This is a genomic window from Sphingomonas sp. PL20, assembly GCF_017875905.1.
Taxonomy (GTDB): domain Bacteria; phylum Pseudomonadota; class Alphaproteobacteria; order Sphingomonadales; family Sphingomonadaceae; genus Sphingomonas; species Sphingomonas echinoides.
Map to the genome: position 1 here is coordinate 2,818,466 of NZ_JAGINH010000002.1, position 16,559 is coordinate 2,835,024.

Below are 16,559 nucleotides of genomic sequence, written 5' to 3' on the forward strand. Positions count from 1 at the left end.
AGTGTCGACGATTGCGATCTACAGTTTGAAGGGCGGCGTGGGCAAAACCACGCTCGCCGTCAACCTTTCCTGGGCATCGGCGACGCTGTCCTCGCGTCGCACGTTGTTGTGGGATCTCGATCCGCAAGCGGCCAGCACCTTTTTGCTGTCGCAACGCGCCGAGAACGGCAAGCTCAAAGATCAGGCTCAATCGGTCTTCGCCAAGGATGTCGAACCCGACAAACTGATTGAAAAGACCGCGACGCCACGGCTCGACCTGATCGGGGCCGATGCCTCGTTGCGCGGGCTCGATCTGCTGTTTCACGAACTCGACAAGAAGAAGCGCCTGCAAAAACTGCTGGTCGGGTTGCGCAAGGATTATGACCGCATCCTGCTCGACTGTCCGCCCGGCCTGACCGAGACCAGCGACCAGGTCATGCGCGCGGCCGATCTGATCGTCGTTCCGGTCATCCCCTCGCCGCTATCCGAGCGCGCACTGGCCGAGGTCATCAAACACCTTGGTACCAAGGCGCAGATCATGCCGGTGCATTCGATGGTCGATCGTCGCCGCAAGCTCCATGCCGAGGCACTTGCGCGCCATCCCGATTGGCCCGTGGTCCCGATGGCGAGCCTGATCGAACAGGTCACCGCCAGGCGCGCCCCAGTCGGCAGCTTTGCCGCGCGCTCTGCGGGGGCACAGGCATTCGCGCATTTGTGGCAGGCGATCGAGCGCCGCCTGGCTGCGTGACCCGCGCCACGGACGACGCACCCTCGCCTCGCCAAACGCTCGACCCGCAACTGGTGCTGAGGGCCTATTCGGTCGGTGTCTTTCCGATGGCCGACAGCCGTGACGCCGAAGAGGTCTATTGGGTCGAACCGCAAGAGCGGGCGATCCTGCCGCTCGATGGCTTTCATCTCTCGCATTCGTTGCGCAAGACCGTCGCCGCGGATCGCTATCGCGTCACTGCGGACACCGCCTTTGCGCAAACGCTGCGGTTGTGCGCCGAATCGGTTCCGAACCGCCCGGACACCTGGATCAACCCCGGGATCGAACGCGTGTTCGTCCAGCTTCACGCGATGGGCTATGCGCATTCGGTCGAGGTCTGGGACGGGACGACGCTGGTTGGCGGGCTCTACGGATTGGCGCTGGGGCGTGCCTTTTTTGGCGAAAGCATGGTCAGTCGCGCGCGTGATGCGTCGAAAGTGGCGATCGCCTGGCTGGTGGCGCGGCTACGCGTCGGTGGCTTCACGCTGCTGGATTGCCAGTTCATGACCGATCACCTCGCCTCGTTGGGCGCGATCGAGATCAGCCGTAGCGATTATCTGGTCGCATTGTCCGCAGCGATTGCAGGGGCCGTGGGCTCTGACGCGTCCGCGTCCGGAGTGGGCGATTTCTTTGCGCTGGATCGCACGACCTCGCCGGTGTTGGACAAACCGGTTCCGGCCACGGAATTGGGCCCACCCTCCGGGAAGGTCATCGCGCAGCTTTTGACCCACACGTCATAAATCGGGTGCTGCACGACATTGAGCGCGGGCCGCTCCTTGAACAGCCAGCCGGAAAAAACCCGCCGCCAGTTCTTGTCGCTGCCGGCGACGTCAACCTGGACGAACGCGCCGGTATAATGTTCCTGCTCCCACGGCGCAGTCTGCTCGCAGGCACGCAGCCGCACGACGACATCGCCGACCCGCGCCGCTTTGCCGGGTTTCAGCACGATATCGCGCGACACGCCGTTACGCTTGTTGAGCAGTCCCAGGGTCGCCACGCGTTCCGCCATCGGGGTCGCCCCATACCCCGGATCGACGCCACCCCCGACATCGACCGTCACGATGTTACTGGCGCTGGTATCGGCGTCGAGCGCGGTTTCGGGGGTTTCCTTGGGTACCGGCGCAACCGTTTTCGACGGGCCGCACCCGGCCAGCACGACGGCAAGCACCAGCGCCACGCCGCCCGGCGCGGGACGAATCACGCGTCGGGCGTCCACGCTTCGTAATCGCCGGTCGCGGGGGCACGCACACCGCCCTTTTCCAGCGCGCCGCTTGGGCGATAGGCGGCTACGGTGCCGGTCAAATTGGGCTCGGCCGGCTTTTGCCAGGCGCGCGGCGCAGGCAGCGCGCGGGTGGGCACGTCATCGACTTGATGGTGGAGCCAACTGAACCACTCCGGCGCGACTCGGCTCGAATCATTGGGGCCGTTGTAGATCACCCAGCGGCGCGGGTTGCCCGCGGTATCGCGCCCGCCCTCATAATAGACGTTGCCAAGCGCGTCTTCGCCTACGCGCGCCTTGCCGCGCAGACCAAAGGCAGTGCCCCAGCTCGCGCCGGTCCACCAGGTGAAAGGATTGAGATTGATGCCCATGAAATGCGCTTAGCGCGACGCCGTGCTGCCTTCAACTGCGATCACGGGCTCTTCCGCCCCGCCCAGGCAACATGATCGCCTTCGGCGATGCCAAGGTCGAGCGCGCGGCCCCCGCGAAGTTCCAGCACCGCGCTGACCGGTTCGCCCGAGGGGATCTGCGTTTCTGATTGCGGCGCGGTATTTTCGGCGATCCGCGCGATGGTGCCGTCTGCACGGATGAAGATAATGTCGAGCGGGCTCGGCGTGTTCTTCATCCAGAAATTCGCCTCGCGCGGGGGGCCACCCTCAGGCGGATAGGGCGCGAACAGCATTCCGCCATTTTGCGGGATGTCGGTGCGGAACATCAGCCCGCGCTCCTGCTGATCCTTGGTGCGGGCCGTCTCGACGAGGAAGGCATGGCGGCCGTTTGCGCTGGTGATGGTCACCGAGACCATCTGCGGCGATGCCTCGACCGGATCGGACGCCGCAGTCGTGCCGTTACACCCACTTGCCACACCCGCCGCGACAAGGGCCAACAGCGTTACCAATCGAACGCGCATGATTCGGGATTCAGCCTTCCTGTTGCACGACCACTGCAAGCGGGCCTTTATCCCCTGCAATCATCCGCGCAAGCAAGAGTTGCCCCGGCTCGACCTCGACCAGTCCCGACCGGCGCAAGGTTTCGACATGCACAAAAACATCCGCAGAGTCCTCGTTGCGCACCAGGAACCCATAGCCTTTCAGTCGATTGAACCACTTGACCGTAACCGGCTCGAACGGGCCCGCTTTATCAAGTCCGTCCTCGCGATCCTGCGGGACCGTGGCGGAGAGCCGCAGGCGATCGAGCGGTTCGGTGGCTTCGCTCAAATCAATCGAAAGAATTTCAATCGCCTGCAAGCCGCGATCCCGTAGCGTCGCGATACATTCCAGGCGCGCGCCCTCGGGAAGGCTGCGCCGACCGTGCGGGCGCAACACCGAAAAGTGAATGAGAATATCGCCAACGCTCGGATCGTCGGCGACCAGAAAGCCGAACCCGCGCGTGATGTCGAACCATTTGAGAACCCCCGAATAGACCCGGGAAAGCGCACCGGACGAGGTCTGTTCTGTCTTAGCCTGTTCTGCGCACTTCGACCTATCGGGCAACAAAATCGTTTCGTTCAGCATGCCGATACCCCCACTCGCTGGCGTAGCACCGACCGCAGGCTAGAGAAAAATCAGACAAGTTCTGTGCGAAACTCCACAGACAGGAAAGGGAATCTACCTGTTTTCGAATAATCGATCGAGGTTTTCATCCGGTGCCATCATCGCGATACAGCGCGCGAGCGTGAAATCATGACCGCCCCGGATCATCGCCGCAATGTGCTTTTCGCGCACCGTGCGATCCGCCGCCACGCGCGCGAAGGGCCCGATTCGACGACGGCGGGCGAAGGCCAGCGCGGTCTCTACCGCGCGCGTGGCAACGTCCGGCACGATTGCGGCGCGGTCCTCCTCGGCAAGGCCAGCCGCGCGCAGCGCGCCCGTCACGCGGCGCATGCCCAGGCCGCGCCGCCCCATCGCCGCCGCCCGCGCCTCGCCAAAGGCACGGTCGTCAATATAACCGAGGTCCGCCAGTTTTTGGGCAAGTGCGGCGGGATCGCCCTCCTCGCCCGCCCATCCCCGTTCCCGGATCTTGCGCGAAAGGTAGGCGACCAATCGTCCCCGTGTCGTCGCGAAGCGTTCGACATAGCGCAGCGCAAGCCGCTCCAGGGCCGCTGCATCCAAAGCTGGCGCAACGCGTATCTCTTTGGGATTTGACCGGTTACGGATGGGATCGCGCATGACGCCATCATTGTGCCACAGTCGAACCGGATTTTGAACGCTTGGCATAAGCAGGGGTGCATGCCGAAGGAATTAGAGGCGCAGCGGCCGGGGGTCGCTGCGATCAAGGGCACAGAGACACATGACTATCGATGTTTCGGACGATCTTTTGGGCGATGCAGACGTGCGAACCGCCGCGGTGGCAACACCCAAGGCGATCGCGACACCGACCGAGGACACTCTGGCGCGCCGGTTCGCCGATTTCGACACGCTGGGTGCCGCGCTCGATTATGCGGCAAGCGGGCAACGCGGGCTGAACTTCCATGACGCGCGCGGTGCGCTGACACGGCCCTATCGCTTTGCCGAGCTGCGCGACGATGCGCTGGCGATGGCGCGCCGGCTGGTCGCGGCTGGGATCAAGCCCGCCGATCGGATCGCGATCGTCGCCGAAACCAGCCCCGAATTCGCCGCCCTGTTCTTCGGCGTTATCTATGCAGGGGCGTGGCCCGTCCCCTTGCCGCTGCCGACCTCGTTTGGCGGGCGCGATTCGTACATCGAGCAGCTTCGCGTGCAATTGACGAGTTGCGACCCGGTAATGCTCATCTATCCCCCGGAACTGTCCCAAATGGCGGGCGATGCGGCGGGATTGGCCGGGGTCGCAGGCATGGACTGGTCCAGCTTTGCCACCCGCAGCGCGCCGGATGTAGCGCTGCCGCAGGCACGCGGCGACGACATCGCCTATCTGCAATATTCGAGCGGGTCGACACGCTTCCCGCATGGCGTGGCGATCACGCACCACGCCTTGCTCAACAACCTTGCGGCGCATTCCCATGGCATGCAGCTGATCGAGAGTGACCGCTGCGTGTCGTGGCTGCCCTGGTATCACGACATGGGGCTGGTCGGCTGCTTCCTGTCGCCCGTCGCCAACCAGGTTTCGACCGATTATCTGAAGACCGAGGATTTCGCGCGCCGGCCGCTGGCATGGCTCGACATGATCAGCCGCAATGCCGGTACATCGGTCAGCTATTCGCCGACCTTTGGCTACGACATTTGCGCCCGTCGGATGTCGAGCCAGACCAAGGCGTCCGACCGCTTCGACCTGTCGCGCTGGCGCATTGCGGGCAATGGTGCCGACATGATCCGGCCCGACGTGATGCAGAGCTTCGTCGATTCGTTCAGCGATGCCGGGTTCAAGGCCAGCGCCTTCCTGCCAAGCTATGGTCTGGCCGAGGCGACGCTGGCGGTGTCGATCATGCCACCGACCGAGGGCATTCGCGTCGAACTGGTCGAGGAAACCCAATTGTCGGGCGTGCCCGTCGGGCAGGACCGGCCACAGCGCTTCCGCGCGATCGTCAATTGCGGCAAGCCGGTGCGCGACATGAAGGTCGAGATTCGCGAAGAAGACGGCACCCCGCTGCCCGAACGCGCGATCGGCAAGGTGTGGTGCTCGGGCCCGTCGGTGATGGTCGGCTATTTCCGCGACGAAGCGTCGACCAATGCGTGTCTGGTCGATGGATGGCTCGACACCGGCGATATGGGCTATCTCAGCGACGGCTATGTCTACATCGTCGGCCGCGCCAAGGACATGATCATCATCAACGGTCGCAACCACTGGCCGCAGGACATTGAATGGGCGGTCGAGCAACTGCCCGGCTTCAAAGCGGGCGATATCGCGGCCTTTGCGATCACCACGCCCGGCGGCGAAGAAACCCCCGCGGTGCTCGTCCAGTGCCGCAGCTCGGATGATGCCGAACGCCTGCGCCTGCGCGATGAGATCCGCGAACGGGTGCGGTCGGTTACCGGCATGAACTGCGTGATCGAGCTGATCCCGCCGCGCACGTTGCCGCGCACCAGCTCGGGCAAGCTCAGCCGGGCCAAGGCGCGCAACCTGTATCTGAACGGCGACATCAAGCCCTACGATCTGGCAGCGTAACCCCGCGCAAAAAATTCGCGAGGCTATAACGATCCGCTAACGCTGCGTGCGGTAGTGTCGCCGTCGTGAGCACCGACAGCACCTCCCAGTTCGCAACGCCGCGGATCGACGGCCGGGCGTTGCTCGGCCTCTACGACCCTGCGGATACGACCGATTGGGGGCCGATTCGCGCGGCGCAGCTTCATGCGGGCGGGCAACTGGCGCTGTTCCTGCTGGGTGCCAATGTTATCGGCGCCGCACTCGTCACGCTGATTCTCGCCCATATTGCGCCGTCATGGGCGCTGGCGAGCTGGGCGACGATCGTGGCCGCTGTTTCGGTGGCGATCACCTTCCGGCGGCTTGCGGCGCGCCAACGGGCCGGCAATGCGGCGGGTTTGCGCGCCGTGCGCGATACTGTGCTGGAAGGCGTGGCGCTGGCAGCGGTGTGGTCGGTGCCGCCGCTCGCGCTCGGCATGCGGGCCGATGCCGGGACGGCGCTTGGGCTGTGGATCGTGCTCTCGCTGCTGATGACCGCGTCCGCCACCGCGATGGCCGCGCTGCCGCTGGCGACGCTCAGCTTTCTTGGCATTTTGGGTTCGGCGATTGCCGCGATGCTGTTCTTTGTCGGCGGCCCGGTCTTTGCCGCGGCGGTGCTGCTGTTTACCGCGTTGTTGATGATCTGCTGCTTCAGCCGCGCGCGCGCGCTGGTGCTGATCCGCGCCGGCGAAATTTCGTTGGCGGAGCGCGACGAGACCGTCAGCCTGTTGCTGCGCGAAGCGGAAGACCATGGCGCGGACTGGCTGTGGGAAACCGATGCCGGTCGCCGCGTGGTCCGCGCATCCGCGCGCTTTGCGCATTCGGTCGGGCTCGACCCGGTCTCGATCAACGGCAAGTCGCTGCTGCAGGTGCTCGCCGGGCCAAGCTGGGAAGCCGGAAATGTCTCGGCAGGGCTGCGTCAGCTTGCCGAAAACCTGAAGGGGCGCGAGCCGTTTCGCGGTGTGTTGCTGCCGGTGCAGGTTGGCGACACCGAACGCTGGTTCGAGATCGCCGCCAACCCGCGCCATGACGAACGCGGCGCGTTTATCGGGTTTCGCGGCGTGGGATCGGACGTAACCGAAGAACGCGCATCGGCCGACAAGATCAATCGCATGGCACGGCTCGACACACTGACCGGCCTCCCCAATCGGCTGCTCATCAACGAAGCGCTGGTGCGCGCCATGGCCGATGCGGATAAGTGGGGCAGCCGCTGCGCCTTCATGATGATCGATCTCGATCGCTTCAAAGCCGTCAACGACACGCTCGGTCACCCGATTGGGGATCGGCTGCTCAGTCGCGTTTCGGAACGGCTCGCAAGTTTGATGACCGACAATGAAATCATCGGGCGTTTGGGCGGCGACGAATTCGCGGTCGTCGTCCGTGACGCCAGCGACACGTTACGCCTCGAACACCTTGCCCAGGCAATCGTGGACACGCTGTCGCGCCCGTATGAAATCGACCACCATACGCTCTACACCGGGGCCAGCGTCGGCCTGGCGACCGGACCACGCGACGGGCGGACCGCGGAAATGCTGATCCGCTCCGCCGATCTGGCGCTCTATCGCTCCAAGGACGCCGGTGGCGGCAAGTTCACCAGCTACGAACCGCAATTGCACGTCGCGGCCGAAGAGCGCCGCTTGCTCGAACAGGCGCTGCGCAAGGCACTGAGCAATGACGAGCTCCATCTCAACTACCAGCCGGTGGTAAACGCCGACACCGGCCACCTGACCGGCTTCGAGGCGCTGGTGCGCTGGACCCACCCCGAACTGGGCGTGATTTCGCCCGCAAAATTCATCCCGCTCGCAGAAGACGCGCGGCTAATCGCGCCGATTGGCGAATGGGTCTTGCGCACGGCCTGTGCCGAAGCGGCCGGCTGGCCGGGTGAGACGCGAGTCGCGGTCAACGTGTCGCCTGAGCAATTGCACAATCCCGGCTTCGTCTCGATCGTCGCCTCGGCCTTGGCCAATAGCGGCTTGCCTGCGCACCGCCTTGAACTCGAAGTCACCGAAAGCGTGTTCATGCGCGACGACACCGGTGCCGTGAAGGTGCTGGAGCGGATTCTGGGACTCGGCGTGCGGCTCAGCCTCGACGATTTCGGGACGGGCTATTCGTCGCTTGGCTACCTCAGCCGCACGCGCTTCTCGACCATCAAGATCGACCGGAGCTTCGTCATCGGGGCCGCCAAGGGCGTGGCCGAGCCGATCGCGATTATCCGCGCGGTGGTGGTGCTCGCGCAGAGCCTGGGCATGACGACCACCGCAGAGGGCGTCGAAACCGCCGACCAGCACCGCATGATCCAGGATCTCGGCTGCACCAAGGTGCAAGGCTATTATTTCAGCCGCCCCCTGCCCGTGGCCGAAGCGCGCGCGCTGGCCCATCGCGAGGGTCGCGAACGCGCCGTTGCATGAGGCGTCTTGCGGACCTCGCAAGCTCTCGCTAAACGGCCCGTCTGATAGGGGTGTAGCTCAGTTGGTTAGAGCGTCGGTCTCCAAAACCGAAGGCCCTCGGTTCGAGTCCGAGCTCCCCTGCCACCATCCATGCCATCGCGGCTTTGGACAATTCCCGACATCCCTGGAAATTTCGGCGCGGTAAGCGACTGATATCGCGATTCGGCTTTACAGTAGAATCGTGTTATACCTCCCACAACTTCGGGGGAGGTTCTTATGGCATCGGGCATCCGGACTTTCGGAATTGATGTTTCCCACTGGAACGGCAAGGTTTCGTGGGATGTGGTACTGAAACCGGACGCGCCGGTCACGGTCCATTTCGCCTATGTAAAGGCCAGCCAACTGTATCTGGGTGGATCGGGTCACGCTGTCCATCAGAAAGACAGCGAATTTGATGAAAATTGGGCGGCGCTGAAACACCATGGGCTGAAACGCGGAGCCTATCATTATTGCATGCCCGATTTCACCGCGCAGGAAATGGCCGATCTGTTTCTGAGCGTCTATCACCCCAGCAAGGGGGATCTTCTGCCTACGCTGGATGTGGAAGATGAATATGTCCACGCCATTCAATCGGGCACCAAAACGCGCGCGCAACTGGTTGCGCAGATCGTCGAATTCGGCAAAATCCTGGTGACGGCGACGGGTCATCAGCCGTTTCTGTATATCCGCAAGGACATTGCCGATTTCCTGGGCAACCCGCCCGAATTTGCTGCGTTTCCGCTGTGGCTCGCCAATTATAACCATCCGCCAACGCCGCCGGTGCCGAAACCGTGGACCGGCTACACCCTGTGGCAATATTCCGAGCAGGGTCACCTCGCGGGGGTCCCCGGCAATTGCGATCTCGATTATCTGAACGGGCCGCCCGCGCTCCTCGACTCGCTCTTGATTTAACGCGAATCCTGCGGCGATGGCGGTTCCGATCCTTTGGCCATCGCCGCCCCATTGTGAGGCGAGTTGATTTCACCCGCCGCCCGCGCTAATGCCTGTCTATTCCGAAATCGGGAATTCTCGTCATCGGGCCTTGGCAGGCCCGGACGGCGGGCCCATGTCCTGATCTTGGCCAAGAAAACATGAGTGCACAGCCCGTGGCGAAGACGACCCCCCTCGAATTCATCCGACAGGTTCAGGCCGAGACCAAGAAGGTCGTGTGGCCGACCCGGCGCGAGACGATCATGACCGGTGTGATGGTCGTCATCATGACGACGCTGCTCGGCCTGTTCTTCTTCGTGGTCGACACCGGCTTCGAGGCGATCGTCAAGCTGCTGCTCAGCCTCGCCAAATAATCTAGGTAAAACGACACATGGCACGCTGGTACATCATCCACGCTTATTCGGGTTTCGAGGGCAAGGTCCGCGATTCGATCATGGCCGAAGCGACCCGCATGGGCCTCGATCAACTGGTCGAACAAATCGAGGTGCCGACCGAAACGGTGACCGAGGCGCGCCGCGGCAAGAAGATCCTGGTCGAGCGCAAATTCATGCCGGGCTATGTGCTCGCCAAGCTCAACATGAATGACGACGTCTATCACCTCGTCAAGAACACGCCGAAGGTGACCGGCTTCCTCGGCCCGAACGGCAAGCCGCAGGCGATTCCGGAATCGGAAGCCGCGCGGATGCTCAGCACCAAGGACGAAGCCGCCGCGGCAGCGCCCAAGCAGAAGATCAAGGTCGATTTCGAAATCGGCGATTCGGTCAAGGTGCTCGACGGCCCGTTCGCGAGCTTCAACGGCATCGTCGAAGAGCTCGATTTCGACCGCAGCCGCGTCAAGGTGTCGGTGTCGATCTTCGGTCGCGCCACCCCGGTCGAGCTGGAATTCGAACAGGTCGAACGCAGCAAATAACCCCTTCTACCCGGACGCGGCGCAAGAGCCGCCGCGTCCGGGATACAAAATGCTGGCGCGTCATGCGCCACGCTTTAGGACCGTCCTTCACGCCCGCCGATCACGGTGGCTGACCGAGAGGGACCATGTCGATCCACCCCGCCCCCACGCCCGCGCACGGCCCCACCCCCTTTATGGATGGCTCGCCCCTTATCCGAATCGTTGTCATCCTACGACAGCAGGTCGTTTGAGGAAGGAGCGAAGGTCATGGACGTATCGGTTCTGGGAATTGATCTAGGCAAGAACAGCTGCAGCGTGGTTGGGCTGGATGCGACCGGCAAGGTCGTCGTCCGCCGACGGATGCGCCGCGACACGGTCATCACATACGCCGCAGGTCTGCCGGCTTGCGTCGTGGCGATGGAGGCCTGCTGCGGAGCTCATCACATGGGACGGGCGCTGGCACGACAAGGCCATGCCGTTCGGCTGATGTCGCCGGAATATGTCCGTCCATACGTTAAGGCGCAGAAGAACGACGACCGCGACGCTGAGGCGATCGCGGAAGCGGCAACACGGCCGACCATGCGGTTCGTCGAGTTGAAAACCGAGGAACAACTCGACATGCAAACGCTGCATCGCATCCGTGACCAGCTTGTCGGTGATCGCACCTCGTTGATGAACCAGATCAGAAGTCTTCTTCTGGAGCGCGGCTACATAGTCCCGCAAGGACGCGCAAAGCTTGCCGTCCGGCTGGGTGAGATGCTCGATGGTGACGAGCCAGTGCTGGGCTCTCGTATCCACCGGCTCGTCAGTGATATGCGTCTGCGCTGGATTGCCCTTGATGACCGGATCGCAGATCTCAATGCCGAGTTTACCGAGGCTGCCCGCTCGGATGAGCGAACGCGGCGCCTCCTGACTATTCCTGGTATCGGCGCGCTGAACGCGACGGCGCTGGTAGCTGCAGTTGGCGACGCTCGAACATTCGGACGGGGCAGGGATCTTGCCGCGTGGCTTGGGCTCGTGCCGCGTCAAGCAACGACCGGGGGTAAACCGCGATTGCTCGGCATTACCAAGCGCGGAAGCCGCTATCTGCGGAAAAACCTGATCCAGGGTGCCCGGGCATCACTACCGACGATGAGCAAGAGCGACACACGACTTGGCGCCTGGCTACGCGGCCTTTTGTCGCGTTCCCATCACAACACCGTCGTGGTGGCGCTAGCGGCCAAGATGGCGCGCATCGTCTGGGCGCTGCTGCGTCATGAGCGTACTTACGATCCAGCCGCACAAGCGGCGTGAACGAGATCAGCCGATGCACCTTGCACCGGCTGGATGATGTCTGCGGGAGGTAAGTGAAAGATGGCCTGACAGTCGACCGGTGACCTGGAACCCTATGGCTTAAAATGGCACTCGATGCCGGCCCCTTTATGAGGACCAGGACGCGCGGATCTCCATCTTGGCCAACGACCTCGCGTCGAAAGGCCGGATACGTTTTCGCAGACTGCTCAGAACATCAGACACAAACCGCTTGCCGACGGGGCGAGCCATACGTTTACCGCCACCTGTATTTTCAAGTGCTCACCGCGATCGTGCTGGGCGCGCTGATCGGGCATTTCTGGCCGACGACGGGCGAAGCGCTGAAGCCGCTGGGCGACGGCTTTATCAAGCTGGTGAAAATGATCATCGCGCCGGTGATCTTCCTCAGCCTGGTCAGCGGCATTGCCGGCATGCGCGAATTGAAGTCGGTCGGGCGCGTCGCGCTGAAAGCGTTCGGCTATTTCCTGTTTTTCTCGACGCTGGCGCTGATCCTAGGGCTGGTGGTTGCCAATGTCGTGCATCCGGGCACGGGGATGAACATCAATCCGGCAACGCTCGATGCTGGGTCGGTCGCCGATTATGCCAAGCAGGCGCACGAAACGACCTTTGTCGGCTTCCTAATGTCGATCATCCCCAACACGATGGTGTCGGCGCTGACCGAAGGGTCGATCCTGCAGACGCTGTTCGTTGCGGTATTGTTCGGCATCGCGGTGACGCTGGTCGGCGAACCGGCCGAGCCAGTGCTCGATCTGATCGAGCGGGTCGCGCTGATCGTGTTCCGCATCGTCGGCATCCTGATGCGCGCGGCACCGGTCGGCGCGTTCGGCGCGATCGCCTTTACCGTCGGCAAATATGGCGCGAGCAGCCTGATCAATCTCGGCGGGCTGGTCGCGACTTTCTATTTCACCTCGATCGTCTTCGTTCTGGTCATCCTCGGCGCAGTGGCGCGCCTGCACGGTTTCTCGATCCTGCGCCTGCTCGCCTATCTCAAGGCAGAATTGCTGCTGGTGCTGGGCACGTCCTCGTCCGAAGCGGCCTTGCCCAACCTGATCACCAAGCTGGAGGCGGCAGGGTGCGACAAGGGTGTGGTCGGGCTGGTGGTGCCGACCGGCTATTCGTTCAATCTCGATGGCACCAATATCTATATGACGCTGGCCGCCTTGTTCATCGCGCAGGCGTGCAACGTGCATCTGCCGATTGGCGACCAGTTGCTGCTGGTCGGCGTCGCCATGCTGAGTTCGAAGGGCGCGGCCGGGGTCACCGGCGCGGGCTTCATCACGCTGGCCGCCACGCTGTCGATCGTGCCGTCAGTGCCGGTCGCGGGCATGGCGCTGATCCTGGGGGTCGACCGCTTCATGAGCGAATGCCGCAGCCTGACCAACTTCATCGGCAATGCGGTCGCGGCGATCGTCGTCGCGCGCTGGGAGGGTAAGCTCGACCGGGCCAAATTGGAAGAGACGCTGCGGGGGAACGCACCGCTCCGGCTTAAATAGACCGCACCCCTTCCCGTTCGGGCGCGAACGGGAGGTGTGGTCACGCGCTCGACACACGCCCGGCCCGCCCCCGCTTGCGCCAATTCCCGCAAACGCTACGCTCGCACTTTCCCCGCCCCCCGAGGACCTTCCCGCATGCGCATCTTCGCCCTTCTGCTCGCCGGCACCCTTCTGACCAATGCCGCGCACGCGGCCACTCCAGCGGCGGACGAAGCACTCGATCTGGCGAAACAGGCGATCGCGCTGCGCTCGGTCAAAGGCCCCGGCAACCAGACCCCGCAAGTCGCGGCGCTCTACAAGGCCGCGCTGGTCGCGGGCGGCTTTGCCGATACGGATGTCGAGATCGTGCCGGTCGATGACACCTCCTATCTCATCGGCACCTGGCCCGGCAGCGACCCGAAGCTCAAGCCGCTGGTCATTTCCGGGCATATGGACGTGGTCGAGGCAAAGCCCGCCGATTGGCAGCGCGACCCGTTCACGCCCGTGGTCGAAAATGGCTATCTCTACGGGCGCGGCGCGACCGACATGAAGCTCGACGGCACGATCGCCATCGCCGCGCTGAATGACCTGCGCCGCACCGGCTACACGCCCAAGCGAACGATCATCATCGAATTTTCGGGCGACGAGGAAACCGCGATGAAGACCTCGGCGCTGATCGCCGAGCGGTTGAAGAACGCCGAACTCGTGCTCAACATCGATGGCGGCGGCGGCGTGCTCGACGAGACGACCGGCAAGCCCAAATATTGGACCTGGAACGGCGCTGAAAAAACCTATGCCGATTTCCGCCTGACCGTCACCAACCCCGGCGGCCATTCGTCGATGCCGCGCCCGGTCAACGCAATCGTCGAACTGTCCAAGGCGCTGGAAAAAGTCGGGGCCTATCACTTCACGCCCGAACTGAGCCCACTGACGCGCGAGGCGCTGGCCAAGGCCGCGCCGTTCGAGGAACCCGAAATCGGTGCCGCGCTGAAGGCGTTCGTCGCCGACCCGACCGACAAGGCCGCGATCGCGACGCTGACCGCCAACCCGGCGACGGTCGGCAAGATCGGCACGACCTGCGTGCCGACGTTGGTCAGCGGCGGCCATGCCGAAAACGCGCTGCCCCAGCGCGCCACCGCCAATATCAACTGCCGCATCTTCCCCGGCCACAAGCCCGCCGACATCATGGCCGAGCTGGGCCGCGTGATCGATGATCCGGGCGTCAAGCTGGAGGATGTCAGCGAAGGCTCGGTCCCCAACGACGCCTCGCCGATGCGCCCCGATTTCATCGCCGCGATCGATCGCGCAATGGGCAAGGTCTATCCGGGCGTGCCGGTCTTCCCGGCCATGGCATCGGGCGCGAGCGACAGCATGTGGTTTCGCTATCACCACGTGCCGAGCTATGGCGCGAGCCCGACCTTCATCAAGCCGTCCGAGGATTTCAGCCACGGCCTGAACGAACGCACCCCGATTTCGACGATCGAACCGGGGATCCGGTATTATCGCCTGCTCTTTGCTGATCTGTCGAAATAGCTTTCCAACTGCCGCTCGGCGAGGACACGCGCCTCGCCGGGGGTGAAATTGCCCGGCGACAGGCACAGTTCGAGCCATAAACCGTCGACCAACGCGGTGATCGCGATCGCCGCCAGCCGACGATCGGCTGCAGGCAGCCCGCACGCCGCGAGCAACGCTTCGAGATCGTCGCGATACGACTGATACAGCGCGTCATGCCGCGCGGCGATGATCGGCTTGGCCGACAGGCTCCAGAACGCGATCCAGGTCGCGAACAGCGCGCGATCGGCGATCGGCGGGGCGAAGCTCGCGGTAACATAAGCCACCACCCGCGCACGCGGGTCATCGCCCGCCGCCGCGACCGCTGCGGCCAGCGCGACATGCACCTGCTGCCCGACCGCCGCATAGGTTTCGGCGACAAGGCCATCGATCCCGGCGAAATAATGCCCGACCAGCCCCGGCGACACCCCCGCCTCCAGCGCGATCGCACGCACCGATGCGCCCGTAGCACCGTCGCGCGCCAGCACGCGCGCGGTCGCTTCGATCAGCGACTGGCGCCGTGCATCGGGTTCGGCGCGGGAGAAAGCGGGTTTGCTCATGATCCATTCCTGTTGCAGCCGGCGAATTCCTATTATACGATCGTACAACAAGCAACCGGAGCCACGCATGCCCCCCTCGGCCGATCACGATCCCGACGCCGACTGGAGCTTGCCCGGCTGGCTCTACACCGACCCCGAATATTATGCGGTCGAGATGGCGCGGGTGATCCGCCCGTCCTGGCAAATCGTCTGCCACCAGAACGATCTCGCCGAACCCGGCGCGTTCCACACGCTCGACTATCTGGGCGAGAGCGTCATCGCGGTGCGCGGCGACGATGGCGTGATCCGCGCCTTCGCCAATGTCTGCCGCCACCGCGCGATGCGGCTGGTCGAGGGGCCGAGCGGCTGCGCGAAAAAGCTCGTCTGCCCCTATCACGCCTGGACCTATGAAACCGATGGGCGGCTGACCGGCGTGCCGATGCGGCGCGATTACCCCGCGCTCGATTTGGCCGAAAACGGCCTCGCGCGCGTCGATCTGGAGATCTGGCGCGGCTTCGTGTTCGTCCGGCTGGTGGGCGACGGCCCCTCGGTCGCCGAGATGATGGCCCCCTATGACGCGCAGATCGCGCCCTATCGCTTCGAGGAGATGCAGACGCTCAGCCCGGTCCGGCTGCGTGATCGTGCGGTCAATTGGAAGAATGTCGGCGACAATTATTCGGACAATCTCCACATCCCGGTGGCGCATGACGGCCTCACCCGCCTGTTCGGCAAAAGCTATGCGATCGAGGCCGAACCCTGGGTCGACAAGATGTCAGGCCGCCTGGTCGACCGCGCGTCCGACAACCCGTGGGAGCGCTTCTACCAGACGCATCTGCCGCCCGTCCCGCATCTGCCCGAGGCGAACCAGCGGCTGTGGCTCTATTTCAAGCTGTGGCCCAACATGGCGTTCGATCTCTATGCCGACCAGATCGATTTCATGCAGTGGCTGCCGACCTCACCGACGACCTGCGTGCTGCGCGAAATGGCGTTCGCCTTGCCCGATGACCGGCGCGAAATGAAGCTGGTGCGCTACGCCAATTGGCGCATCAACCGCGTCGTCAATGCCGAGGACACCTGGCTGATCGAGCGCGTCCAGCGCGGCATGGCCTCGCACAGCTACACCGCCGGCCCGATCGGCCAGAGCGAGGTATGCCTGCGCAGCTTCGCGCGGAAAATTCGCGAGCGGATTCCCGAAGCAAGGCTGCACCGCGCGCCTGCGGCGGGGTGGTCGCGCCGCGAACGGGGCTAGGGCGATATATCCACCGCCCGTTCGCCCTGAGCCTGTCGAAGGGCCGTCCTACCCTCGCCAACGGTGCGAAAGACGTGGGCTGGGCTTCGACAAGCTCAGCCCGAACGGGGGT

Annotated in this window: 16 protein-coding genes, 1 tRNA gene and 1 pseudogene; 12 read left to right on the forward strand and 6 right to left on the reverse strand. The window is 63.9% G+C overall.

Annotated features, from left to right (window positions below; translation table 11 throughout):
• Nucleotide 1 precedes the first annotated feature (1 nt).
• Both H4W01_RS13255 and aat read left to right on the forward strand, forming a co-directional pair.
• A complete protein-coding gene (locus tag H4W01_RS13255) occupies nt 2-727 on the forward strand; it encodes a ParA family protein (RefSeq protein WP_010404029.1) in 726 nt (241 codons plus the stop codon).
• An 86-nt stretch (nt 728-813) separates the two neighbouring features.
• Nucleotides 814-1,485, forward strand: coding sequence for a leucyl/phenylalanyl-tRNA--protein transferase (gene aat, locus H4W01_RS13260; RefSeq protein WP_435804178.1), 672 nt, complete (start codon nt 814-816; stop codon nt 1,483-1,485).
• Between the two features lie 35 nt (nt 1,486-1,520).
• Here aat and H4W01_RS13265 read toward each other — a convergent pair.
• The 5 genes and pseudogenes from H4W01_RS13265 to H4W01_RS13285 form a co-directional block, all read right to left on the reverse strand.
• Nucleotides 1,521-1,754 (reverse strand): annotated as a pseudogene (locus H4W01_RS13265) (DUF2155 domain-containing protein); the annotation flags it as partial.
• A 188-nt stretch (nt 1,755-1,942) separates the two neighbouring features.
• Complete coding sequence (locus H4W01_RS13270; RefSeq protein ID WP_010404037.1) at nt 1,943-2,335, reverse strand: NADH:ubiquinone oxidoreductase subunit NDUFA12; 393 nt, start codon at nt 2,333-2,335, stop codon at nt 1,943-1,945.
• Nucleotides 2,336-2,376: 41 nt separating this feature from the next.
• Nucleotides 2,377-2,874 (reverse strand): DUF192 domain-containing protein, encoded by a 498-nt coding sequence (locus H4W01_RS13275; protein ID WP_334685265.1) that lies wholly within the window; start codon nt 2,872-2,874, stop codon nt 2,377-2,379.
• A gap of 10 nt (nt 2,875-2,884) precedes the next feature.
• Complete coding sequence (locus tag H4W01_RS13280) at nt 2,885-3,478, reverse strand: cold-shock protein (protein WP_209611557.1); 594 nt, start codon at nt 3,476-3,478, stop codon at nt 2,885-2,887.
• Between the two features lie 93 nt (nt 3,479-3,571).
• Nucleotides 3,572-4,132 carry a RecX family transcriptional regulator gene (locus H4W01_RS13285; RefSeq protein WP_334685266.1) on the reverse strand — a complete coding sequence of 187 codons (561 nt, stop codon included), beginning with the start codon at nt 4,130-4,132 and terminating at the stop codon, nt 3,572-3,574.
• A 121-nt stretch (nt 4,133-4,253) separates the two neighbouring features.
• Between H4W01_RS13285 and H4W01_RS13290 the strand changes: the two genes are divergently transcribed.
• The 9 genes from H4W01_RS13290 (at nt 4,254) to H4W01_RS13330 (ending at nt 14,641) form a co-directional block, all read left to right on the forward strand.
• A complete protein-coding gene (locus tag H4W01_RS13290; protein ID WP_334685267.1) occupies nt 4,254-6,044 on the forward strand; it encodes a fatty acyl-AMP ligase in 1,791 nt (596 codons plus the stop codon).
• Nucleotides 6,045-6,109: 65 nt separating this feature from the next.
• Nucleotides 6,110-8,467, forward strand: coding sequence for a putative bifunctional diguanylate cyclase/phosphodiesterase (locus H4W01_RS13295; protein WP_209611559.1), 2,358 nt, complete (start codon nt 6,110-6,112; stop codon nt 8,465-8,467).
• A gap of 46 nt (nt 8,468-8,513) precedes the next feature.
• Nucleotides 8,514-8,590: transfer RNA gene (locus H4W01_RS13300), tRNA-Trp, on the forward strand.
• A gap of 132 nt (nt 8,591-8,722) precedes the next feature.
• Nucleotides 8,723-9,397 (forward strand): glycoside hydrolase family 25 protein, encoded by a 675-nt coding sequence (locus tag H4W01_RS13305; protein WP_209611561.1) that lies wholly within the window; start codon nt 8,723-8,725, stop codon nt 9,395-9,397.
• A 194-nt stretch (nt 9,398-9,591) separates the two neighbouring features.
• The gene (secE, locus tag H4W01_RS13310; protein ID WP_029622476.1) at nt 9,592-9,789 is read left to right on the forward strand and encodes a preprotein translocase subunit SecE; all 198 of its coding nucleotides are present in this window, start codon (nt 9,592-9,594) and stop codon (nt 9,787-9,789) included.
• Between the two features lie 17 nt (nt 9,790-9,806).
• Nucleotides 9,807-10,346 carry a transcription termination/antitermination protein NusG gene (gene nusG, locus H4W01_RS13315; protein WP_209611563.1) on the forward strand — a complete coding sequence of 180 codons (540 nt, stop codon included), beginning with the start codon at nt 9,807-9,809 and terminating at the stop codon, nt 10,344-10,346.
• 246 nt (nt 10,347-10,592) lie between these two features.
• Nucleotides 10,593-11,618: an IS110 family transposase gene (locus tag H4W01_RS13320; protein ID WP_159513066.1), complete on the forward strand. Its 1,026-nt coding sequence runs from the start codon at nt 10,593-10,595 to the stop codon at nt 11,616-11,618.
• A 263-nt stretch (nt 11,619-11,881) separates the two neighbouring features.
• The gene (locus tag H4W01_RS13325; RefSeq protein WP_209613365.1) at nt 11,882-13,129 is read left to right on the forward strand and encodes a dicarboxylate/amino acid:cation symporter; all 1,248 of its coding nucleotides are present in this window, start codon (nt 11,882-11,884) and stop codon (nt 13,127-13,129) included.
• Nucleotides 13,130-13,264: 135 nt separating this feature from the next.
• Entirely contained in the window at nt 13,265-14,641 is a 1,377-nt protein-coding gene (locus H4W01_RS13330) for a M20/M25/M40 family metallo-hydrolase (RefSeq protein ID WP_209611565.1), read from the forward strand.
• Here the strand turns inward: H4W01_RS13330 and H4W01_RS13335 are convergent.
• Nucleotides 14,608-15,219 (reverse strand): TetR family transcriptional regulator C-terminal domain-containing protein, encoded by a 612-nt coding sequence (locus tag H4W01_RS13335; RefSeq protein ID WP_033966829.1) that lies wholly within the window; start codon nt 15,217-15,219, stop codon nt 14,608-14,610. The two genes, H4W01_RS13330 and H4W01_RS13335, sit on opposite strands and share 34 nt — an antisense overlap.
• Nucleotides 15,220-15,286: 67 nt before the next feature.
• Between H4W01_RS13335 and H4W01_RS13340 the strand changes: the two genes are divergently transcribed.
• Nucleotides 15,287-16,447 (forward strand): aromatic ring-hydroxylating oxygenase subunit alpha, encoded by a 1,161-nt coding sequence (locus H4W01_RS13340; RefSeq protein ID WP_209611567.1) that lies wholly within the window; start codon nt 15,287-15,289, stop codon nt 16,445-16,447.
• The last annotated feature ends 112 nt before the right edge of the window (nt 16,448-16,559 follow it).

Excerpts from the sequence above, each read along its gene's own strand:
- H4W01_RS13340 (WP_209611567.1), top strand. The coding sequence starts at position 15,287 with ATGCCCCCCTCGGCCGATCACGATCCCGACGCCGACTGGAGCTTGCCC.
- H4W01_RS13290 (WP_334685267.1), top strand. The coding sequence starts at position 4,254 with ATGACTATCGATGTTTCGGACGATCTTTTGGGCGATGCAGACGTGCGA.
- H4W01_RS13320 (WP_159513066.1), top strand. The coding sequence starts at position 10,593 with ATGGACGTATCGGTTCTGGGAATTGATCTAGGCAAGAACAGCTGCAGC.
- H4W01_RS13305 (WP_209611561.1), top strand. The coding sequence starts at position 8,723 with ATGGCATCGGGCATCCGGACTTTCGGAATTGATGTTTCCCACTGGAAC.
- H4W01_RS13280 (WP_209611557.1), bottom strand. The coding sequence starts at position 3,478 with ATGCTGAACGAAACGATTTTGTTGCCCGATAGGTCGAAGTGCGCAGAA.
- H4W01_RS13285 (WP_334685266.1), bottom strand. The coding sequence starts at position 4,132 with ATGCGCGATCCCATCCGTAACCGGTCAAATCCCAAAGAGATACGCGTT.
- H4W01_RS13335 (WP_033966829.1), bottom strand. The coding sequence starts at position 15,219 with ATGAGCAAACCCGCTTTCTCCCGCGCCGAACCCGATGCACGGCGCCAG.
- nusG (WP_209611563.1), top strand. The coding sequence starts at position 9,807 with ATGGCACGCTGGTACATCATCCACGCTTATTCGGGTTTCGAGGGCAAG.
- aat (WP_435804178.1), top strand. The coding sequence starts at position 814 with ATGGCCGACAGCCGTGACGCCGAAGAGGTCTATTGGGTCGAACCGCAA.
- H4W01_RS13275 (WP_334685265.1), bottom strand. The coding sequence starts at position 2,874 with ATGCGCGTTCGATTGGTAACGCTGTTGGCCCTTGTCGCGGCGGGTGTG.
- H4W01_RS13270 (WP_010404037.1), bottom strand. The coding sequence starts at position 2,335 with ATGGGCATCAATCTCAATCCTTTCACCTGGTGGACCGGCGCGAGCTGG.
- H4W01_RS13330 (WP_209611565.1), top strand. The coding sequence starts at position 13,265 with ATGCGCATCTTCGCCCTTCTGCTCGCCGGCACCCTTCTGACCAATGCC.